Below are 20,418 nucleotides of genomic sequence, written 5' to 3'. Positions count from 1 at the left end.
ACGATGTTTGGTAAATTAAGTTGGGAAGCGGTCCCGTTCCACGAACCGATCGTGATGATAACCATCGCCATGATCGCGCTTGGCGGTCTGACACTGTTCGCGGGTATCACTTATTTCAAGAAGTGGACCTATTTGTGGACCGAGTGGCTGACGTCGGTCGACCACAAGAAAATCGGCGTGATGTACATCATCGTCGCCATGGTCATGCTGCTGCGCGGTTTTGCCGACGCCATCATGATGCGTACCCAGTTGGCCATGGCCACCGAGGGTTCGCCTGGCTACCTGCCGCCTGAACACTATGACCAGATCTTCACCGCGCACGGTGTGATCATGATCATCTTCATGGCGATGCCATTCTTCACCGGTCTGATGAACCTTGCGGTGCCGTTGCAGATCGGTGCCCGTGACGTTGCCTACCCGTTCCTGAACTCCCTGAGCTTCTGGCTGCTGGTTTCCGGCGTGGTGCTGATCAACCTGTCCCTGGGCGTTGGCGAATTCGCCAAGACCGGTTGGGTTGCCTATCCGCCGCTGTCGGGTCTGCAATACAGTCCGGGCGTGGGGATGGATTACTACATCTGGGCACTCCAGCTATCCGGGCTAGGTACGACGCTGACCGGGGTCAACTTCCTGGCCACCGTGCTGAAAATGCGTACCCCTGGCATGAAGCTGATGGACATGCCGATCTTCACCTGGACCTGCACCTGGGCCAACGTGCTGATCGTCGCTTCCTTCCCGATCCTGACCGCCACCCTGGCTTTGTTGACGCTTGACCGTTACATGGATTTCCACATTTTCACCAATGAACTTGGTGGCAATCCGATGATGTACGTCAACCTGTTCTGGGCCTGGGGTCACCCCGAGGTGTACATCCTGATTCTGCCGGCGTTCGGGATCTTCTCCGAAGTCATCTCGACCTTCTCCGGCAAGAAACTGTTCGGCCACCACTCGATGATCTACGCCAGTGGCGCGATCTCGATCCTGGGCTTCATGGTATGGCTGCACCACTTCTTCACCATGGGTTCGGGGGCCAGCGTCAACGCCTTCTTCGGTCTGGCGACGATGCTGATTTCGATCCCGACGGGGGTGAAGCTATTCAACTGGCTGTTCACCATTTACCAAGGCCGTCTGCGTTTCACCAGCCAGGTTCTCTGGACCCTGGGCTTCATGGTGACCTTCGCCATCGGCGGCATGACCGGCGTACTGCTGGCCATTCCGGGTGCTGACTTCGTACTGCACAACAGCCTGTTCGTGATCGCGCACTTCCATAACGTGATCATCGGCGGCGCCGTGTTCGGTTACATCGCAGGCTTCGGCTTCTACTTCCCGAAAGCGTTCGGCTTCAAGCTGCACGAAGGTTGGGGCAAGGCCGCGTTCTGGTTCTGGATCACCGGCTTCTTCGTCGCGTTCATGCCGCTCTATGTACTGGGCTTCATGGGCATGACCCGTCGTCTGAACAGCTCCACCAACCCTGAGTGGGTGCCTTACCTGTACGTGGCACTGTTCGGTGCGGTACTGATCGCTGTCGGTATTGCTTGCCAGCTGATCCAGCTCTACGTGAGCGTGCGTGATCGCAACAAGCCAGAAAACATGTGCGAACACGGCGACCCGTGGAATGCCCACACGCTGGAATGGTCGACTTCGTCGCCACCACCGTTCTACAACTTTGCCGTGCTGCCGAAAGCTGAAACCATCGACCCGTTCACTGAGGCCAAGGAAAACGGTACCGCGTACCAGGCTCCAGCCCGTTACGAGCCGATCCACATGCCAAACAACACCGCGACCGGTGTGGTCATGGGCGCTCTGTTGACCGTATTCGGTTTCGCGATGATATGGCACATCTGGTGGTTGGCCATCGTCGGTCTGGCCGGCACCGTGATCTATTTCGTGATTCACGCTGCACGTGATGACCAAGGCTACATGGTGCCGGTCGAGACAATCGAACGCATCGAAGCCGAGCAGCACAAGCGTCTGGTAGCGGCCGGGAAAGCTCCAGCCACCGCCACCCGTGTTGAAACCTCGTTGGAACAGGCTTAAACCATGTCGAACTTAGTGACCACTGCTGGACACGCCCATGGCACGGACCATGGGCACGACGACCATCACCACGACTCGGGCGAGATGACCGTATTCGGTTTCTGGCTCTACCTGATGACCGACTGCATTCTGTTTGCGTCGATCTTCGCGGCATACGCGGTACTGGTTAACAACGTAGCGGGTGGCCCGTCGGGCCACGACATCTTCGAGCTGCCGTACGTGCTGGGCGAAACCGCTCTGCTGCTGTTCAGTTCGATCACCTACGGCTTCGCCATGCTGGCGTTGTTCAAGGGCAAGAAGAACCAGGTGCTGGGCTGGCTGGGCATGACCTTCCTGTTCGGCGCCGGCTTCATCGGCATGGAGATCAACGAGTTCCACATGCTGATCTCCGAAGGCTTCGGTCCTAACCGTAGCGGCTTCCTGTCCGGGTTCTTCACCCTGGTCGGCACCCACGGTCTGCACGTGACCAGCGGTCTGATCTGGATGGCGATCATGATGTATCAGGTGCAGAAAAAAGGCCTGACGGCGACCAACAAGACCCGTCTGAGCTGCCTGAGCCTGTTCTGGCACTTCCTGGACGTAGTGTGGATCTGCGTATTCACCGTTGTTTATCTGATGGGGACTCTGTAAATGGCTAACGCAGCTCACTCACACGATGGCCACGACGCCGGCCACGGCAGCGTCAAGTCCTACGCCATCGGCTTCATCCTGTCGGTGATCCTGACCGTCATTCCTTTCGGCCTGGTGATGTACCCGTCGCTGCCGAAAGCCATGACCCTGTGGATCGTACTGATCTTCGCAGTGATCCAGGTGCTGGTGCACCTGGTGTACTTCCTCCACCTGGACCGCTCGGCCGCCCAGCGCAACAACGTGATCGCGTTTATTTTCGCAGCATTGGTCATCGTTCTGTTGGTAGGCCTGTCGCTGTGGATCATGTTCAGCATCCACACCAACATGATGGCGCACTGAGGAAACTCCGGATGTCCTTTAAGCACTTTATCCAAATCACCAAACCGGGGATCATTTTCGGTAACGTGCTTTCTGTGGCGGGCGGATTTTTCCTGGCCTCGAAAGGGCATGTCGATCTGGCCATTTTCCTGGCCGCCATGATCGGCACGTCGCTGGTGGTGGCTTCCGGTTGCGTGTTCAACAACTGCATCGACCGCGACATCGACCTGAAGATGGAACGCACCAAGAACCGGGCGCTGGTCCAGGGCTTGATCTCCCTGAAACTGGCCCTGGCTTTTGCGACCGTCCTGGGTGTTTTTGGCGTTGCACTGTTGTACAAAGTGGCCAACCCGTTGGCCGCTTTGTTCGCGGTGATCGGCTTTGTCATCTATGTCGGCTTCTACAGCCTGTACCTCAAGCGCAAGTCGGTTCACGGCACGCTGGTGGGCAGTCTGTCGGGCGCCATGCCGCCGGTGATTGGGTACGTGGCTGTGACGAACAGCTTCGACATGGCCGCACTGACGTTGCTGGTGATGTTCAGCCTGTGGCAGATGCCGCATTCCTACGCCATCGCGATCTTCCGCTTCAACGATTACCTGGCCGCATCGATTCCGGTGTTGCCCGTGAAGCGCGGGATTGAAGTGGCCAAGAAGCACATCCTGCTCTACATCCTGGCGTTCCTCGTAGCGACCTTGATGCTGACCTTCAGCGGCTACGCCGGCATGAGCTACCTCGCCGTCGCCGCGGCCATGGGCATGTACTGGTTGTACATGGCCTGGACCGGTTACAAGGCAGTGGATGACACGGTCTGGGCACGCAAGCTGTTCGTGTTCTCGATCTTCACCATTACCGCGTTGAGCGTGATGATGTCGTTGGACTTTAAAGTGCCAAGTGAGCTGTTGCTGACTTACGCGCCTTAAAGTTTAGAGGCTGCAAAGAAAAGCCCCGCCTTCGAGAGAAGAGCGGGGCTTTTTATTGATCAGGCCTGAAAGCCCCGGATCCAAAAGTAGTAGCTGGCTAGCCACAGGGATTGGATTTGCTCAGCTGTCGAGCAACCGGAAAAACCGCTCCCGCACCTGGGTGTTATCGCTGTGCGCCACGTTGAAGCGCAGGAAGTGGCTAGCGTCCGGCGCTTTGCTGAGCAGGGTGCCGGGAGCCAGCACCAGGTCGTTTTCCAGACCTTTCCTCGCCAGCGTTTCGGCATGCAGTCCTTCGGGCAAACGCGTCCAGATAAACAACCCTTCCCCCGGCAGAGAAGACACCGAGCAACCTGCCTCCACCAGCCAACTCGTCACCCGACTGCTCGACTCGTAAAGCCGATCCACCGTGCGCCGGGTATGTTTGGCATAGCTGCCATCACTGAGCATCGTGCAGATAATCTGCTCCGCCAATTCCGACGTCATGCCACCGCAGGCCATTTTGAGCGTCACCATCTGCGCCGCCAGTTGCGGTGACAGAACCGCGTAGCTGACACGGCTGTTAGCCGTCAGGGTCTTGGAGAAACCGGAGACGTAACTGACGTTGTCCAGCCCGCCCGCTGCCAGGCGCGGCGTCATTCGTTGCTGGAGGTCGCAATACAAATCGTCTTCGACGATGTGGAAACCATAGCGGTGACTCAACTCCAGCAAGCGATAAACCTGCGCCGGGGAGAACGAATGCCCGGTCGGGTTGTGCAAGGTATTGTTGGTCATGTAGAGCACGGGACGATGGGCAATCAGCAGTTGCTCGAAGGCCTCCAGGTCCATGCCATCACTCCCGCGGGGGATGGTGATGACCCTGACACCATGCAAGGCCAGATTGGTGTGCATGGTGAAGTAACACGGGTCGTCGAGCAGCACCGTGTCGCCGGGTTTGACCAGCAGGCGCATCAGCATGTCGATGGCCTGCACGGTGTTGGCCGTGGTGATGATCTGGTCCACCGGCACTTCGATGCCCAAGGCCGACAGCTTGACCCGCAACGCCTCGCGCAGCGGCAGGTAACCGCCAGCGACGCCGTATTCGCCCATGCGCAGGGAGGTTGCGCGCAACGTGCCGCGCACGGCTTTAAGCAACTCTTCAGCCGGCAGCCACGAGGACGGCAGGAAACCGGCGCCAGGGCGCAGCGCGCCATTGTCCAGCAGCACCGCGCGGCGGACCACGCTGAGCGTGTCTTGAGGTTGCAGGTCCGGGCCGGCATCGGTCTTGATCGTGATGCTGGAACGGTGCACGTAATGCCCAGACCCCTGGCGTGAAACCACCAACCCCTTGGCCCGCAAGCGGTCCAGAGCATCCACCACCGTGGATTTACCCACGTTCATCAACTCGGAGAGTTCGCGAATCGGCGGTAGCCGGGAGCCGTGAGGCAGGCCTCCGTGGCTGATTGCCTCCGATAACTGATCGACGATCTGCTGAACCAGCGGCACACCCGGCTGGAACTCGATAGCGGCGATCACTGCACGCTGAACCTGCATTTTACTGGTCTCTCCGGCAGTAAAGTTCGTTCGATTCTATACGAACTTGCTCTGATGAAAACAAGGGTCTCTCGCTACCATCACCTTACAGACTTTCCTGATTGTTCGCGGCTATCGCGTGAACAACCGCTGGTTCCAGAGGTGTTGCATGAGTGTTGAAACAACGGTCGCCGTGGTGACCAAACCGGTGATTAATGTTCGCCTGTTCATGATCCGAATCATCACCGCCGTGTCGCTGTTTGCCGTGCTGGGCAAGGCCAACGTCTGGCTCGACACCGCCACCAACAGCATCCTCGCCCTTGGTTATCGGGCCTTGCTGTTGCTGTTGCCGTTGACCTTGTTGGTGTTGGGCCGGCGTTCGCTGAGCGTCACGTTGCTGTGCGCCGCCCTCGGATTGGTGTTGCTCGCGGTCACCAGCAACGAAGGCATGGTGATGTTCGCCGCCGCGTTGTTTGCCTACGGCATCGCAATTGCCGGTTACCTGATCAAGAGCGAAGCGGCCCAGACCAAAGAGGGCGCGGCCTACAACCGGGTGGCGATGAACATGGGCAGCCTGCTGGCGGGGCTGATCCTGTTGTCGCCACTCTTGACCCCCACTATGTTTTTCCTCGGTGCTGCCGCTTTCGTACTGCTCTGTTTACCCATCGCCATGGGCGCAACGTTCACCACGCAACCGGTGGTTGCCAGCCCTGCGACCCAGGATGGCAGCGGCTGGCGCAACAAACTGCCGTGGGTGATCGCCGGCATCATCATGGGGATCAAACTGTTTGGCGTGTTCTCGATCCTGCCACAAGCCATCCTGCTCGAAACCGGTGAATTACCGGCCTGGTATGGCCTGATGCTGATCCTCAACAGCGCGGTGGTGGTGTTCGCTCAGGTGCCGATGATGAAACTGATCGAACGCACCGGGCGCTTCAAGGTGGTGGCCGTGATCGGGATCATTGTCGGCGGCTTTGCGGTGCTTTCGTCTCCCGCCGCTTTCCACGTCGAAACCCTCGTCGGCGCACTGATCTGGGTGGCGCTGCTGTCCCTCGCCGAATGTGCGTTCAGCTACCTCGATTACTTCTCCGTCAAACAAAACAACATGTTCGTCAAGGAAGTCTCCCTCGGCGTTGGCGCCGGGCTGACGGTGCTGATCATGCGGGTCGTACCGGCGCCGTACAACGCGCTGGTGCTGGCTGCCATTGGCGCGGGCGGGATCCTGGCCTGGTACTACCTCAACCGTAAATCCAATGCGTCGCTGCACGACTGAGTCATCGCGTTTGCGTTTTTCACTTCACAGGTCGGGGGCTTCATGAATACGACGTCATGCGTAGTAGTGGTCGGGTACAACGGCAATCGGGTTCACGATATCCAGAAACTGCGCGAGCTCTGCAAGACGCTTTATAACGCCCGGCTCATCCTGCTGGTCGAGCAGATTCAGCCCGATGACAATCAGGTGGCGGATCACGTCTGCAGCACTTCACTGGCGCCCGAAGACGTGGCAGCCTCCCTCGAACTGGTGGTGGGTTGTCTGAACGCCGATCGCTGGAAGTTGATCGGGGTTTTGCCTTTTTCCGACCGTGGCGTGCTGCTCGGCGCCGCGCTGGCCAGCCATTTCGGCCTGCCCGGCATCACCCCGGGCGAGGCGCGGGCGGGGCTGGATAAACAGATTTTTCGCAAGCTGGAAGCGGCTGCCGACACGTCACCGGAGCATTACCGTCCGGTGTTTTCCGCACGCATCGAGAGTCTGCCCGAATTGCGTCAGAGGGTCGTCGAACTGGGCGGCAAAGCATTCATCAAGCCGGCCTGCGAAGGGGCGAGCAGAGGTTGTCGGGTCATCCATCATCCGTCCGAATGCGACGAGGCCTGGCAGGCACTCAAGCCATATCGCGAAGACGGGATCGTGCTCGAAGAGCTGATCCAGAACGCCCGGGAATACAGCTGGGACTACGTCGCCGGCAGCACTTGGGTCACCGAGAAAACCACCACTGAAGGCGCCTATCGCGCGGAAATCCAGCAAGTGGTGCCCGCGCCGTTGGCGGCCGATGTGCAGGCGCGATTGGCGGCTGCCGGTCGGCACATGTCCGGGCTGGTCTCGCGGGATAACGGCGCTTATCACAACGAAGTGTTTCTGCGCAGCGACGGCCTGACCTCGGCGGTGGAAACCAACATGCGTCCCGGCGGCATGCACATCTGGGACCTGGCCCGGCTGGCGTTTGTGGATTTCGATCCGTGGGAACGCTGGGTCAGATGGGCGGTGGAAGGCCAGACCGAACCCCACGATCCTGTCGCCCGAGGCTATTGCGGCATCCGCCTGCTCAGAGCACCGGCCGGTGGTCTTTTGCGCTCCACGCCGGACATTGAGTCGCTGGCCCGGAAAATGAACTTCGAACTGGTGGAAGCGCTGTATGCCAAGCGCGTCGGTGATTCGGTCACGGCATTGGTACAAGACAACACGTCATTCATCGGCCACATCGTGTTGTTCAGCGAAGACTACGGGCAGCTCAGCGACAACCTTCTGCGACTGGCAGAAGCGATCGAGTCTTGCGTCGAGGTCACCTGCCTGGCACCGGCGACGAGGGCGTGTGGCTGAGCCGGTGGGGCCTGTGTTTTTTTGCGTTATTGATTCAGAGGGTTTGGTAAATGATTAAGCAAAAGAGCTGCGATGAGCGTTTCATCGAACTGGCAAAAGAACTCGGCTACGACATCTACGACGAGAACACCGCCGGCGGGCATTATGCCCCGCTGATTCGGCATCACGACGAACTGTACGTCAGTGGTCTGGTGCCCCGCATGAATGGCGAAATTCAGTACCCCGGAAGAGTCGGCCTGGAATTGAACATGGCGGATGCTCAAGCGGCAGCCAGTATCAGCGCGATGCGCGGGCTCGCGCTGATCGTGGATGCCATTGGTTCGCTGGATAAAATCAAGTCACTGATACGGGTGACGGTTTATGTGAAATCCACGGCGGATTTTGTCGATCTCAGCGAAGTGGCCAACGGCGCATCGGATGTATTCAGCCATGTGTTGGGGGATGCCGGTAAACATACTCGAACGACCGTGGGTGTTTATCAATTGCCGAAAAATGCCGCGATCGAAGTTGACATGATCGCAGCGCTGAAACCGTCAGCGTTATAAGTGTTAGTTGTTCGGCTTTACAGTGCTGAATGGTTGGCCTAAGGTTCGGTCATTCAGGTAAACACAATAAGTTGGAACTCGCGGATGAATAACGTTCAAGGTGCGTTTTTTTCATATAAGGACTTTCGCCAGAGTTTGCACCAGCCGTCGCTCAGTGCACGGGTGTGGAAGAGTGGTGAATTGACAGACATGCGTCAGAGCCTCCAGGCCAGCGAAATCGATATTGTCGCGCTGGCCCAGGACAACAGCATCGAAGGTTGTAAGTTGACGCCAGGGATGGCGGTGTCCATGCAATGGTTGAAACCCGGTGCGGTGTTGAACGGGCATGCTCATTCGTGGTGGCACCTGTTCATCATTCAGTCCGGCCGCGGCGCGTTGACCTTGGGCGATGCGGATGAAGTGAGTGTCAGCATTGGCGATGTGCTGCTGGTGCCGGCGTGGACCAGACACGGCTTCGTCAACACCAGCGACGACGAGCCGCTGGCGATGCTGAACATGAGCAACATGCCGCAAATGGCGCTGCTCTCCCATTTGGCCAGCCAGACCTGATCACTGCCAGCCGTCATTTTCCCTTCGTTGCACACCAGGGAGTCAGCGTTCGCTGACTCCCTTTTTCTTTTCTGCAGCCCCTGCAAATCCTCCTGGCGATCTGCGCTTTGGAACTTTCTGTATCGATAGAAACAGATAATTTCTGTATCTGTTCAGCGCTTGATCAACTAACTACGATCACTTCCAAGGCAACGGATTAACGTGGTTAATGCAAGGGAGCGTTCTATGGAAAGTAACAAGCTAAAGTTATATGTCGGCGCAGATTATGTCAGTGCCTTTGCGATGTCGGCTTTTGTTGCGTTAAAGGAAAAGCAACTTTCATTTGAGCTGGTTACGCTGGATTTGAAAGCGCGAGAGAACGATCAGGCGAGTTATCGTGATCTGTCGCTCACCTGCAAGATTCCCACGCTCATTCACCAGGAATTCGCATTGTCGGAATCTTCGGCCATTGCCGAATACCTGGAAGAAATAGCGCCGGGGCATAAAAAGCTATTGCCACAGGACATCAAACAGCGAGCACGCGCCCGTCAACTCCAGGCCTGGTTGCGCAGCGATTTGTTGGTCATTCGCAAAGAACGTCCGGCGGATCTTATTTATTTCGGCAAAAAAGATACTCCGCTGTCCGACGATGCCCTGGCCGCCGTCGACCGGTTGTTCTTTGTCGCCGATCGATTGCTGGAGGGGGGCGCCGAGCATCTGTTCGGTGACTGGAGCATTGCCGACACCGACCTGGCAATCATGCTCAACCGACTGGTCGCTAATGGTGATCAGGTTCCCGCCCGACTTGCCGCATATGTCCGCCGCCAATGGGATCGCGACAGTGTTCGGGCATGGATGGACATAGAGCGCAAAGCGCCGGCCATCCAGTAAGCACCGTCAGCCATTCACCAGGAGCGCTGCCATGCAGGGAATGTTGGAGCAGGAAAGATACAAGCCCTATAACTCACGCACCATTCGAGACACACCGTACTGGCAGAAACTGACGCCAGCGCTGCAGGAAGCCATGACCGTCGTGGCACGTGTCATGCCGTTTCGCACCAATGAATACGTACTGGGCACGTTGATCGACTGGAACAACATCCCGGATGATCCGATTTTCCGCATGACCTTTCCCCACAAAGACATGCTGCTGCCGGACGAGTACGCGGCGCTCAAGCAACTGATCGAACGGGATGATGCCGTCGCCATCAAGCGTCGGATCGAGGAGATCTGGCTGCGCATGAATCCGCATCCGGCCGGGCAGCTGACCCATAACGGCGTGACCCTCGACGGAAAAGTCCTGCCGGGCATTCAGCACAAGTACCGTGAAACCGTACTGTTTTTCCCCGGTGCCGGTCAGACCTGTCACGCCTACTGCACGTTCTGTTTCCGCTGGGCCCAGTTCATCGGCGAAGAAGAACTCAAGTTCAATGCGCGTGAATCCCAGGAGCTGGTGAGTTACCTGCGCGTGCACACCGAAGTCACCGACGTGCTGATCACCGGTGGTGATCCGATGATCATGAATACCCGCTCGCTGGCGGGGTACATCGAGCCGTTGCTGGCATTGCCTCACCTGAAAAGCATCCGCATCGGCACCAAATCCGTGGCGTATTGGCCGCAACGGTTTGTCAGCGACAAGGACGCGCCCGAGCTGCTGGAGCTGTTTAAGCGGATCGTCGCGGCGGGGAAAAATCTCTCGATCATGGGTCACTACAACCACCCGGTGGAGATCCGCCAGGACATCGCCCGTCAGGCCGTCGAACGTATTCGTTCCAGCGGCGCGACATTGCGCATGCAGGCACCCGTGATTCGGCACATCAACGAGAATCCCGCCGACTGGGCCGCGCTCTGGACCGAAGGCGTGCGGCTCGGCGCGGTGCCTTATTACATGTTCGTCGAGCGTGATACCGGCCCCAGCCATTACTTCGCGATGCCACTGGCCCGGGCGTTCGAGATCTTTCAGGCGGCGTACCGCACGGTGTCTGGATTGGCGCGCACGGTTCGCGGTCCGTCCATGAGCACCTTCTACGGCAAGGTGTTGATCAACGGCATCGAAACCGTGGCCGGAGAAAAAGTCTTCGTGTTGCAGTTCCTTCAGGCTCGTGATCCGCAATGGGTGTTACGCACCTTCTACGCGCGCTTCGATCCCCGGGCGACCTGGTTCGATGAGTTGCGGCCAGCGTTTGGTGAGCGGTCGTTCTTCTTTCAGACCGAGCCTGTGGCGGTACCCGAATTAATACCGGTTCTGCTCGAAACGGCGTAGGACGATTCTTTAGGAGATATGGATATGAGCGGTATCCCGTTTGATCAGCGAGAAGGTTTCATCTGGCTCGACGGCGAGTTCGTCGAGTGGTCACAGGCACGGCTGCATGTGCTGACCCACGGCCTGCATTACGCGAGCACGGTGTATGAAGGGGAGCGTGTCTACAACGGCAAAATTTTCAAACTGCGCGAACACAGCGAGCGGTTGTATCGCTCGGCGACGTTGATGGATTTCGTCATTCCCTATGAGCTTGCCGAACTGGAAGCGGCCAGCCATGAGCTGCTGCAACGCAACAAGGTGGTCGACGGTTATCTGCGGCCGGTGGCCTGGCGTGGCAGTGAAATGATTTCCACCTCGGCCCGCTTCAACCGCGTCCATGTGGCGATTGCCTGCTGGCAATGGCCGAGCTATTTCGATCCGGCCGGGCACATGGCCGGCATTCGTTTGAAAACCGCCGAGTGGCGTCGTCCGCCACCCAGTTGCAGTCCGTTTGAAGCCAAGGCATCCGGGCATTATCAGATTGCCACGCTGAGCAAGCACGATGCTGAAAACAGCGGTTACCACGACGCCTTGATGCTCGACTGGCGCGGCAATGTTGCCGAAGCCACCAGCGCCAACGTGTTCTTCGTCAAAGGTCGGACGTTGCACACCCCGGTGCCGGATTGTTTCCTCAATGGCATTACTCGTCAGACCGTCATCGAACTGGCCAATACGTTGGACTACCAGGTGGTCGAGCGAACCATTGTTCCTACGGAGCTTGGTGACTTCGACGAGTGCTTTCTCACCGGCACCGCTGCCGAAATCACGCCCGTGCAGCGCATTGATGAACAGCGCTATCGACCGGGCAACGCTTGCCGCGAATTCATTGCCGCTTACACCTCAACCGTAAACGCCTGATAAACAGCCAGGAATATCACCATGACAGATCAAGGGATTGTTGCGTCTAAACCTTACGTTTCATTGGGCCACCGTCACGAGGAATTGTCGGCGCGAGGCTGGACGGTGCTGACGCCGGACGAGTTCGCCGACGATGTCGTCGGTACGCTGCATGAGTTCGGCCCGGTCATTCCGCAATTCAATGGGCAGACCGCCTTCGCCATCACCCGCAAGCCGGGGTACGAAGACTTGCCGTATTCCCAGAGCATGAACGGAATCGGCCCACACACCGAAGCGCCAGTGTACGGACCGCCGCCGCGCTACCTGGCGCTGCATTGTCATCAACAGGCGACGTGCGGTGGCGGGCATACAGGGCTGGTGGATGGTTATGAATTCCTGGCGTTTCTCGAACGCACCGATCCCGAGCTGCGGGAATGGATCGACGACACGCCTGTGGAGTTTGTCGCTACCGCCAAGCCTGGCGAAGCGGCTCAGTGCCGGGTCAGGGAATACATCCTGACGCCTACAGAAGAAGGGGACATTTTCCGCTTCAGCTACAACCAGTTTCACTACGGCGATGTGAATCCTTCCAAGGAAGATCTGCTGCACTCGCAAGTCGCCAATAGCGCCTCGCCACTGGCCAGGTTTGCCGTTCTGGGTGAAGCGCATTTCGTGCAGCACCACACCCCGGTGCTGATTCCCGACGGATGCCTGCTGATCTGGGACAACTGGCGAATGATCCACGCCCGCAGTCGATACACTGACCCGGCGCGAAACCTGACCCGCTATTGGCTGGCCTGATTCATCCGTCACCTTAACTCTATTGGCGTACCCGTCATCGGGTACGCGTCCTACAGGTATCGCGTCATGCAAACAGCAATCGAGATCGCCAAGGTCGATCATCAACTGGTCGTGCGGCTTAATCAGGCGTGGACCAAAAGGGCCACGGTGTGTGCACCGGACAAGGTCGAAGCCAGTGAAGCGTTCGATCCGACGCGCCCGGATTACCCGGAGTGCATGGTGCCGTTTTTCCATCATCCGAAATTCCAGGCCCTGAGCGATGAACTCAAAAGCACCGTGGTGACCTGGGGCTGGATCGGCTACAACCTGCGCACGGTGACCGCGGAAGAACACGTGGTGAACCCGGCGTTGAGCGTCATCGCCAATCAGTACCTGGGCAAGGACGACTGGCATTTTCGCGAGGCCATGCAGCAGACGTTGATCGACGAGCACTACCACACGCTCATGCACCTGCGGGCCATCGAACGGACCAAGGTGGAGCGGGCGCTCGATCAGGATCTGGATTTGCCGCCGTCGGTCACTTATCTGCGGCTGATCGCCCTGCGCGAAGAACTGGCCGAGCCGTGGCAGCGCGACCTGGCGGCGATTACCTTTGCAGTGGTGGCCGAGATCAGCGTCAACGCCTATCTGGATTTGCTGGCCGACGACCAGAGCATTCAACCGCAAAACCGCCGCGTGGCCGAACTGCATAACCGCGATGAGTATGCCCACAGCAAGATTCTCGCCGAAGTGGCGAAGGTCATGTACACGAACATGCAACCGCCGCAACGGGCGTTTTTCGCTCACACGTTGTCGGTGGCGCTGAGTGCCTTTGTCGCTCAGGACTACTCGATGTGGGAGGCGATTCTGACGCAGCTAGGCGTAGAAGAGGCCGAGCTGATCATCGCCGACACCCGGGAGAGCAACAAGAACGCCACGATCATGCGTGACTACAGTGGCCTGCATCGTCTGGCCAAGGATCTGGGCATCAGCGACGAGATCGATTTCGACTTCCGTCCGACCCTCAAAGCCACCGTAGCGGCCTGAATCAGGAGGTGAATGTGTCCGTTCCTGTGTACGAAGTGTTCGCCATCCGTGTCGGTGCCAATGCCCAGCGCACCGCCCGGGAAAACTTTCTCTACGACGCCTGCTGTGGTGATCCGAATGCGTCGATGCCGTTGGATTACTACTTCTGGGTCATTCGTAATGAGCAGCAGGTGATCGTGGTTGATACCTGTTTCCAACCGGCCACGGCGGATCGGCGCAACCGTCAAATGTATCGCCTGCCGGAAGAATCCCTACGCCAACTAGATATTGATCCGGCACAGGTCGACAACCTGATCCTTACCCATTTGCACTGGGATCACGCTGGCAACCTCGGGCTTTTCCCGAAGGCCACGGTGCATTTGCAAGAAGCGGAACTGCGCTTCTGCACCGGGCCGAAGATGGCCCATCACACGGTGAACAAAACCTACGAGGTCGACGATGTGATGTCGGCGCTTCCACCGCTGTTTGAAGGCCGGATGCGCTTGCACACCGGTACGGTCGAGGTGATTCCCGGAGTGACATTGCACCCGGTGGGCGGGCATACACCGGGTAGCCAAGTTGTGCGGGTGAATACCGCTCGAGGGTGGATTGTTCTGGCCTCGGATGCTGCGCACTTGTGGGCCAACATCCGTCAGCGCAGTCCGTTTCCGATACTTGATGATCTGGCGCAGACGCTTGAGGCGTTCGGTCTCATCGATAGCCTGGCTGACGGCGAAGACCATGTCATTCCCGGTCATGACCCTCTGATCGCCGAACGTTTCCCCCATTGGAATGACGATCCGCACATCATCTGCCTGCACCAAAAACCAATCTGAAGATCTCTCAGATCCGTAGGAGCGAGGCTTGCCCGCGAAGAACGATAACGCGGTCATTCTGACGGACCGAGTGATCGTTCTTCGCGGGCAAGCCTCGCTCCTACAAGGTGTGTGTCAGCCCTGGTTTTTGAGGAGTTGGCCGAGGGTCGCCAGCGCGTCATCTATGCGCGGTGAATACGGCGCACCGCAGCCGATGCGCACAAAGTGATTGAAACGCTGGGCGTTGGAAAAGATATCCCCAGGCGAAATCTGAATGCCCTCCTTCAACGCCTCATGGAAAAACGCCATGGACGAATGGGGGTGAGGCAGTTCCACCCACAGCAACGTTCCGCCCTGAGGATTGGTCACGCAGGTGCCAGCGGGAAAGTAGCGAATGATCGCCGCGCTCATTTGCTGGCGTTGTTGAGTCAGGATTTTCCTCAAACGGCGCAGGTAACGTTCGTAGGACGGCGTCTTCATGAACGCACTGACGGCCAGTTGCGACAACGCCTCACATCCCCGGGTCTGGGTATGTTTGAGCATTTCCACGCGGTCGTGCCATTTCCCCGCGCTGATCCAGCCCAGGCGTATGCCCGGTGCCAGGGTTTTGTTCAGGGACGCGCAATAGATCACGTTGTCGGTGCGATCCCAGTGCTTGAGCGTGGACAGCGGCTGCTCGGTATCCACCAGATCGCCATAAGTGTCGTCTTCGATCAACACCGTCGCGTGCTCTGCACACAGTTGCACCAGCCGCGCCTTGTTGGCGTCGGGCATGATGCTGCCCAGCGGATTTTGCAGGTTGGGAATGACGATCAGCGCCTGAATCCGTTCGGGGCCTTGTAGCAGTTGTTCGAGGGCGAACAGATTGATTCCCGCGTGCGAAGTCGCCGGAACTTCCAGTACCCGCAGGTTCAGGCTTTCAAGAATTTGCAGCAAACCGTAAAAGGTCGGCGACTCCACCGCCACGGTGTCGCCGGGTTGGGTGACCGCGCGCAATGCCAGGTTGATCGCTTCGGTCGCGCCGTTGGTGATCACAATCTTCTCTGCTGGCAGGTTGGCCTTTGTGGTCAGCGCCCGTCGGGCAAGGATATTGCGCAATGTGCTGTTGCCGCCGGTGGAACCCGCCGCGCCGAGCAAGTGCGGATCGTGCCGCAGCGCCTTGATCATATGGTCTTGCAGGGTCTTCAACGGATAGAGTTCCGGCGCGCAGAAGGCGCTGGCGAAATTGACCTTGATCGTCGCGCGTTGACTGGCCTTGAGTACCGATGAGACCTGTTCATGAATGCCGACGTAGACGCCGATGTCCAGTGGCGTGGTAGGTGCGATCGGGATGGGTTTGGGCAACGTATCGGGCTGACGAATGTAGTTGCCGGAGCGCGGACGGGCTTCCAGCACGCCACAGTCCTCGAGTTCCCGGCAAACCTGCACCGCGGTCGACAGGCTGACGGCGTGTTTTTCCATCATCAGTCGAATGGAGGGAAACCGTTCCCCGGTTTTCAAGGTGCCGCTGCGGATCGCGTCGAGGTAGTGATTGGCTAACTGACGGTAAAGGGGCGTCGTGTTCATGCTGACCTCAGCAATCGCACCACTGAGGTCTTGGGCTGGAAAGTGAGATGACGCTCCCTGCAGGCTGACCCGTGGTGCTGAAGGGTTAAGGGAAAGAGTTTGTTCTGCCGCTGATACGTGAAGAGTAATCGCGGTTTTGAGAAATCACGGGCAATAAAAAGCCCCGCTCTAGGGCGGGGCTCTTAAGTCAGTGGCGCCCGAAGCGCCGCTGATGGATCGTGTTACTGCGCGGCGATGCTGTAGCCATCGAACGCGGTTTGCTGCTGAAGCGCGGTGATGATGTTCTTGCGGTTAACCGCTTGTTCGGCCCCGGCATTGTCCAGGAAGGTCTCGCTTTCCAGCTCCGCTTCTTCGCCTTCGCCAACGAAGGTGAAGCCCAGGAACTCCAGCGCTTTACGGTCAACGTTCAGTCGCGAACGTGGGGTGCGCAGCGGCAGCGTGACGCTGATGCCGTCTTTGCTGATGGTGAACACTTCGACATCTTTCTTGGCGCGAGCAGCCTTGCTCTTGCCACTGCTCGGGTTGCTGATGGCCTGGTGGGTCTGGTTCAGCACCTTCAGTGCGAGGCCGTAGACCAATTCCTGAAACGCCGGATCGTCCTTGAAGCTGGAGAGAATCCGGCTGATCGGGAATTTGCTGCTCAAGTCTTCCAGGGCTGCAATGTCGGCAGTCTCAGCGTCCTTGAGTTGCTTGAGTTCGCCCATCAATTCGTAGGCTTTATCGTCGTCGAAGCTGTCGTGAGCCTGGCGAATCGCGGCGCGCAGCTCGCGGATCTGGTCGCTTTCCCGGGTGGACTGGAAAGCGTCCAGGACCATCTCGCTGATGGTCTTGGCCTGGGGCACGTGATGTGAAAGATTGATGGAGTTTTCGTATTCCGCTTTGGACGACAAGGTGACTACGGATTCAGCGGTATTGGAATCGGACATTGAAATTTCACTACTTCTTTTAACTTGGGTTGAGGCGAGAAAGCACAGGGCCTTTTCAGGCCGCCTAATCTATTGGACCGAGGCGGCGTTGTCACGGATGAACAGGCGGCTGGTCATCATTTTTGGCACTGCGACTTTTAACCGGCGGCTATCTGGAGGCGTTTTGCCTGAAGTGTCAGCAGCAGTCGATAGAACTTCAACGCCCGACCGCTGATCAGTCCACAGACAAAACCTGAAGCCGACGCCTTGAGCAGCAACATCTCAAGGGTGGCGGCCAGTTCCGGGTAAACATCAATCTGGTAGCCGAAGTAATAGTTCACGGCAAAAAACAGCAGGTAGAGCACCAGGGTTTTTGTTGTGCCTGGCACGATCAGTCCGGTTTGCGGATCATCCAGTTCAATGCCCTTGCGTGGGAAAATCAGCAGCGCCGCGAGAGCGCCCAGGATGACCGCGGCCAACCAGCAGCCAACCGAAAGCTGTGGATTCAGCATCAGGTTCAGCGAATAAAGCGACCAACCCAGCAAAAGCGGCGGTGTGAGGAGCAATGAAGTTTTGCTTTCACAGGTCGGGGACAGGGCTTTGACGCCGTAGTAACAAAGCAGCAGAAATATCGCGTACACCCACAGCGGGGTGTTTTGCAGGGTGTTGAGCATCGTGCAGCGTCCTTGCCGAAATGGGTGCCAGGATATTAGTCGTTGTTGTGGCCCAGACAGTCGACTATTTCCCCAGCGTATTCAAATTCAGCGACCGAACCGCCCATTGCTCGGCCGTTTGCTGATCCACCGCCAACGAAAAGCGGAAGGTCGCGCCGCGTCCGGGAACATCAATCAGCTGGATCTCGCGGCCGTGCAATTGCAGGATCCGGTGCACGATCCGCAACCCCAGTCCGCCATCACGCCGTGCGCCGCCTATGTTGAACGGGCGCAGGAACAGACCTTCGCGCAATTGGGCGGCGATGCCGGGGCCGGTGTCGCTGACGGTGACTTCGATAAAAGGCCCTTGAGGGCGCAGGCCAACTTCGATTTCTCCACCTCGGGGGGTATGGCGCAGGGCGTTGTCGAACAGGTTGGTCAGCACCCGCTCGATCAACCCCAGGTCGGCGCAGGCGGCCGAAACATTGGGTGCGAAGGTGGCCTTGAGTTCGACTTGTCGCGCCTCGGCCGTCAGTTCGAATTTCTGGAAAATGTCCTGCACCAGATCGGTCAGCGAGAAGCGCTCCAGCACCGGCTGCACAAAGCCATGTTCCAGGCGCACCAGTTCCAGCAGCGATTGCGCCAGACCACCCACCTTGCGGCTTTGATCCAGCGCGATGCCCAGGTAACGGCGGCGGTCGGTGGGGGACAACGTGGCGTCCTTGACCGACAAGGTTTCCAGGTAACCATGCAGCGAGGCAAGAGGCGTGCGCAGGTCGTGGGAGATGTTTGCCACCAGTTCGCGGCGTTCCTGATCCTGGCGAGTCAACGAACGCCATTGTTCACCGAGGCGCGCTTGCATCTGCCGGAAGGCCGCGTCGAGTATGGCAATTTCATCGTGGCTGGCGGCTTTTTCCACCGGGACGGATGAAGGTGGCGTTACCGGAGCGCCATCTATATCGAACTGGCTGACAGTTTCGGTCAAACGGCGCAAAGGGCGTGTGATGAGGGCAAATGCCGTGAGACCGGCAATCAGGCACAGCAACGCCACCAGCCCGATGGACAACAGTGCGGTATTCAGGGCGGCGCTGGTGGCGCCGCGTTCGGCGAAGCGGTCGTGCTCTTCGCTGAGCAGCACCACATAGAGATAGCCCGCCGGTTTGCCGTTGACCTGTAAAGGCGCGGCGCTGAACACCTTGCGGCCATCGACGCTGCGCGGATCGTCGCCGAGAACCGGCAGGGTATCGCCCTTGAGCAGGCGCTGGATCGGCGCCAGGTCGACCCGCTCCCGGCGTATCCGACCCTCGGGCGCAGCACTGCCGACAATCTTGCCCTCGGTGTCGAGCAGATACACCTCGACACTGGGGTTGACCAGCATCAGCTGGCTGAACAGGTCGCGCACGGCGTCAGGCATCAGGCCTTTCGTGTCCATCAGCACCGTGTCATGGGCAATGTGCTGGGCCAGATCCCGCGACAGCCCTTGCACCACTTCCAGCTCATGCATCTGGTTGGAGCGCACCTGCAACCATGCCGACGTGCCGCAGCACACCAGCAGCAACACGGCGAAAACCACAGACAGGCGCTGAGTCAGGGTCAGTCTCACGGCTGCTCCTCCTTTGCCACGAATTTGTAGCCTCGTCCCCACACCGTGAGGATGCGCACCGGTTGTGCCGGATCCGCTTCAATCTTTGCCCGCAGGCGGTTGATGTGTGTGTTGACCGTGTGCTCGTAGCCTTCATGGCTGTAGCCCCAGACCGTGTTGAGCAGGTCCATGCGCGAGAACACTTTGCCGGGCTGACGGGCGAAGAAATACAACAGGTCGAACTCCCGTGGCGTGAGGTCGAGACGGCGCCCGTCAAGGGACACATCGCGAGTGATCGGGTCGATGGAGAGGCCGTCCATGATCAGGCTGCCGGCGTCCATTTTCAGGTTGCGGGCCATGGCTTCGACCCGTCGCAACAGCGCTTTGACCCGGGCCACCAGTTCAAGCATCGAAAAGGGCTTGGCCAGGTAATCGTCGGCGCCGAGTTCGAGCCCGAGAATTCGATGCACTTCGCTGGAGCGCGCACTGGTAATGATGATCGGTGTGTAGCGGGCCATGGCGCGGGCGCGGCGGCAGATTTCCAGGCCGTCGACGCCGGGCAACATCAGGTCGAGGATCAGTGCGTCCCAGCTTCCTTGCTGCAGCAGTCGCATGCCTTCATCGCCATCGGCGCAGTGCACCACCTCGAACTGCTCATCGCGTAGATGCAGGCAGATCAGGTCGGCGATATGCAGGTCGTCCTCGACCACGAGGACGCGTTTGGTCTGTTCCATCAAGCTCAATCCTTCGGCGCAATGAGCGCATTGTGCGGGTTTTCCGGGGGCGGAGTTATCACGAATTGTTTAACTTCTCGTGAGGATTTGGCGATCAACCCAAGCCTAGGCTGTGTTCCATGTCAGGCACCTGGATTT

At 58.5% G+C, this 20,418-nt stretch carries 20 protein-coding genes; 14 read left to right on the top strand and 6 right to left on the bottom strand.

Translation table 11 applies throughout. The features are described 5' to 3' along the window. The first annotated feature begins 3 nt into the window (after positions 1-3). Genes cyoB through cyoE form a run of 4 tightly spaced genes read left to right on the top strand, consistent with a single transcriptional unit; the run spans position 4 to position 3,902 of the window. Positions 4-2,034, top strand: coding sequence for a cytochrome o ubiquinol oxidase subunit I (gene cyoB, locus ACYZT0_RS20755; RefSeq protein WP_462042786.1), 2,031 nt, complete (start codon positions 4-6; stop codon positions 2,032-2,034). Positions 2,035-2,037: 3 nt separating this feature from the next. Then, positions 2,038-2,664 (top strand): cytochrome o ubiquinol oxidase subunit III, encoded by a 627-nt coding sequence (locus ACYZT0_RS20750; protein ID WP_462042785.1) that lies wholly within the window; start codon positions 2,038-2,040, stop codon positions 2,662-2,664. After that, the gene (gene cyoD / locus ACYZT0_RS20745; RefSeq protein ID WP_462042784.1) at positions 2,665-3,003 is read left to right on the top strand and encodes a cytochrome o ubiquinol oxidase subunit IV; all 339 of its coding nucleotides are present in this window, start codon (positions 2,665-2,667) and stop codon (positions 3,001-3,003) included. It abuts the gene before it with no gap. A gap of 11 nt (positions 3,004-3,014) precedes the next feature. After that, positions 3,015-3,902, top strand: coding sequence for a heme o synthase (gene cyoE / locus ACYZT0_RS20740; RefSeq protein ID WP_008147631.1), 888 nt, complete (start codon positions 3,015-3,017; stop codon positions 3,900-3,902). Between the two features lie 120 nt (positions 3,903-4,022). On the opposite strand, the gene ACYZT0_RS20735 is transcribed toward cyoE, so the two are convergent. After that, positions 4,023-5,432, bottom strand: a complete 1,410-nt coding sequence (locus ACYZT0_RS20735; protein ID WP_462042783.1) for an aminotransferase-like domain-containing protein — start codon at positions 5,430-5,432, stop codon at positions 4,023-4,025. 148 nt (positions 5,433-5,580) lie between these two features. Here ACYZT0_RS20735 and ACYZT0_RS20730 point away from each other — a divergent pair, with 148 nt between their 5' ends. From ACYZT0_RS20730 to ACYZT0_RS20685, 10 genes are all read left to right on the top strand, one after another. Then, entirely contained in the window at positions 5,581-6,684 is a 1,104-nt protein-coding gene (locus tag ACYZT0_RS20730) for a hypothetical protein (protein ID WP_462042782.1), read from the top strand. A gap of 42 nt (positions 6,685-6,726) precedes the next feature. After that, positions 6,727-8,007 (top strand): ATP-grasp domain-containing protein, encoded by a 1,281-nt coding sequence (locus ACYZT0_RS20725; RefSeq protein ID WP_462042781.1) that lies wholly within the window; start codon positions 6,727-6,729, stop codon positions 8,005-8,007. A 50-nt stretch (positions 8,008-8,057) separates the two neighbouring features. Beyond that, positions 8,058-8,552 (top strand): RidA family protein, encoded by a 495-nt coding sequence (locus ACYZT0_RS20720; protein ID WP_462042780.1) that lies wholly within the window; start codon positions 8,058-8,060, stop codon positions 8,550-8,552. Between the two features lie 84 nt (positions 8,553-8,636). Beyond that, the gene (locus tag ACYZT0_RS20715; RefSeq protein ID WP_462042779.1) at positions 8,637-9,101 is read left to right on the top strand and encodes a cupin domain-containing protein; all 465 of its coding nucleotides are present in this window, start codon (positions 8,637-8,639) and stop codon (positions 9,099-9,101) included. Between the two features lie 225 nt (positions 9,102-9,326). Next, positions 9,327-9,971 carry a glutathione transferase gene (gene yfcF, locus ACYZT0_RS20710; protein ID WP_462042778.1) on the top strand — a complete coding sequence of 215 codons (645 nt, stop codon included), beginning with the start codon at positions 9,327-9,329 and terminating at the stop codon, positions 9,969-9,971. Positions 9,972-10,002: 31 nt separating this feature from the next. Beyond that, on the top strand, positions 10,003-11,343 hold the full coding sequence (locus ACYZT0_RS20705) for a KamA family radical SAM protein (RefSeq protein WP_462042777.1): 1,341 nt from the start codon (positions 10,003-10,005) through the stop codon (positions 11,341-11,343). 24 nt (positions 11,344-11,367) lie between these two features. Then, the gene (locus ACYZT0_RS20700) at positions 11,368-12,240 is read left to right on the top strand and encodes a branched-chain amino acid aminotransferase (RefSeq protein WP_462042776.1); all 873 of its coding nucleotides are present in this window, start codon (positions 11,368-11,370) and stop codon (positions 12,238-12,240) included. A gap of 21 nt (positions 12,241-12,261) precedes the next feature. Beyond that, positions 12,262-13,020, top strand: coding sequence for a TauD/TfdA family dioxygenase (locus ACYZT0_RS20695; protein WP_462042775.1), 759 nt, complete (start codon positions 12,262-12,264; stop codon positions 13,018-13,020). 66 nt (positions 13,021-13,086) lie between these two features. Beyond that, positions 13,087-14,046, top strand: coding sequence for a diiron oxygenase (locus ACYZT0_RS20690; RefSeq protein WP_462042774.1), 960 nt, complete (start codon positions 13,087-13,089; stop codon positions 14,044-14,046). 14 nt (positions 14,047-14,060) lie between these two features. Then, on the top strand, positions 14,061-14,861 hold the full coding sequence (locus ACYZT0_RS20685; RefSeq protein ID WP_462042773.1) for an N-acyl homoserine lactonase family protein: 801 nt from the start codon (positions 14,061-14,063) through the stop codon (positions 14,859-14,861). Positions 14,862-14,975: 114 nt separating this feature from the next. Here the strand turns inward: ACYZT0_RS20685 and ACYZT0_RS20680 are convergent, their stop codons facing one another. The 5 genes from ACYZT0_RS20680 to ACYZT0_RS20660 form a co-directional block, all read right to left on the bottom strand. Then, positions 14,976-16,406: an aminotransferase-like domain-containing protein gene (locus ACYZT0_RS20680; RefSeq protein WP_462042772.1), complete on the bottom strand. Its 1,431-nt coding sequence runs from the start codon at positions 16,404-16,406 to the stop codon at positions 14,976-14,978. A 221-nt stretch (positions 16,407-16,627) separates the two neighbouring features. Beyond that, positions 16,628-17,332: a hypothetical protein gene (locus ACYZT0_RS20675; RefSeq protein WP_462042771.1), complete on the bottom strand. Its 705-nt coding sequence runs from the start codon at positions 17,330-17,332 to the stop codon at positions 16,628-16,630. A gap of 137 nt (positions 17,333-17,469) precedes the next feature. Then, complete coding sequence (locus tag ACYZT0_RS20670; protein ID WP_462042770.1) at positions 17,470-17,985, bottom strand: hypothetical protein; 516 nt, start codon at positions 17,983-17,985, stop codon at positions 17,470-17,472. A 64-nt stretch (positions 17,986-18,049) separates the two neighbouring features. Then, entirely contained in the window at positions 18,050-19,567 is a 1,518-nt protein-coding gene (locus tag ACYZT0_RS20665; protein WP_462042769.1) for a sensor histidine kinase, read from the bottom strand. Further along, complete coding sequence (locus ACYZT0_RS20660; RefSeq protein WP_462042768.1) at positions 19,564-20,280, bottom strand: response regulator transcription factor; 717 nt, start codon at positions 20,278-20,280, stop codon at positions 19,564-19,566. Before ACYZT0_RS20660 ends, ACYZT0_RS20665 begins: the two co-directional genes overlap by 4 nt. Between the last annotated feature and the right edge of the window lie 138 nt (positions 20,281-20,418).

This window comes from Pseudomonas sp. ZS1P83 (assembly GCF_054897825.1).
Note: the sequence above shows the minus strand (reverse complement) of the source record. Positions and strands in the feature narration are given on the sequence as shown.

Excerpts from the sequence above, each read along its gene's own strand:
- cyoE (WP_008147631.1), top strand. The coding sequence starts at position 3,015 with ATGTCCTTTAAGCACTTTATCCAAATCACCAAACCGGGGATCATTTTC.
- ACYZT0_RS20750 (WP_462042785.1), top strand. The coding sequence starts at position 2,038 with ATGTCGAACTTAGTGACCACTGCTGGACACGCCCATGGCACGGACCAT.
- ACYZT0_RS20670 (WP_462042770.1), bottom strand. The coding sequence starts at position 17,985 with ATGCTCAACACCCTGCAAAACACCCCGCTGTGGGTGTACGCGATATTT.
- yfcF (WP_462042778.1), top strand. The coding sequence starts at position 9,327 with ATGGAAAGTAACAAGCTAAAGTTATATGTCGGCGCAGATTATGTCAGT.
- ACYZT0_RS20690 (WP_462042774.1), top strand. The coding sequence starts at position 13,087 with ATGCAAACAGCAATCGAGATCGCCAAGGTCGATCATCAACTGGTCGTG.
- ACYZT0_RS20660 (WP_462042768.1), bottom strand. The coding sequence starts at position 20,280 with ATGGAACAGACCAAACGCGTCCTCGTGGTCGAGGACGACCTGCATATC.
- ACYZT0_RS20700 (WP_462042776.1), top strand. The coding sequence starts at position 11,368 with ATGAGCGGTATCCCGTTTGATCAGCGAGAAGGTTTCATCTGGCTCGAC.
- ACYZT0_RS20695 (WP_462042775.1), top strand. The coding sequence starts at position 12,262 with ATGACAGATCAAGGGATTGTTGCGTCTAAACCTTACGTTTCATTGGGC.
- ACYZT0_RS20725 (WP_462042781.1), top strand. The coding sequence starts at position 6,727 with ATGAATACGACGTCATGCGTAGTAGTGGTCGGGTACAACGGCAATCGG.
- cyoB (WP_462042786.1), top strand. The coding sequence starts at position 4 with ATGTTTGGTAAATTAAGTTGGGAAGCGGTCCCGTTCCACGAACCGATC.
- ACYZT0_RS20735 (WP_462042783.1), bottom strand. The coding sequence starts at position 5,432 with ATGCAGGTTCAGCGTGCAGTGATCGCCGCTATCGAGTTCCAGCCGGGT.
- ACYZT0_RS20680 (WP_462042772.1), bottom strand. The coding sequence starts at position 16,406 with ATGAACACGACGCCCCTTTACCGTCAGTTAGCCAATCACTACCTCGAC.
- ACYZT0_RS20705 (WP_462042777.1), top strand. The coding sequence starts at position 10,003 with ATGCAGGGAATGTTGGAGCAGGAAAGATACAAGCCCTATAACTCACGC.
- ACYZT0_RS20715 (WP_462042779.1), top strand. The coding sequence starts at position 8,637 with ATGAATAACGTTCAAGGTGCGTTTTTTTCATATAAGGACTTTCGCCAG.
- ACYZT0_RS20675 (WP_462042771.1), bottom strand. The coding sequence starts at position 17,332 with ATGTCCGATTCCAATACCGCTGAATCCGTAGTCACCTTGTCGTCCAAA.
- ACYZT0_RS20720 (WP_462042780.1), top strand. The coding sequence starts at position 8,058 with ATGATTAAGCAAAAGAGCTGCGATGAGCGTTTCATCGAACTGGCAAAA.
- ACYZT0_RS20730 (WP_462042782.1), top strand. The coding sequence starts at position 5,581 with ATGAGTGTTGAAACAACGGTCGCCGTGGTGACCAAACCGGTGATTAAT.
- cyoD (WP_462042784.1), top strand. The coding sequence starts at position 2,665 with ATGGCTAACGCAGCTCACTCACACGATGGCCACGACGCCGGCCACGGC.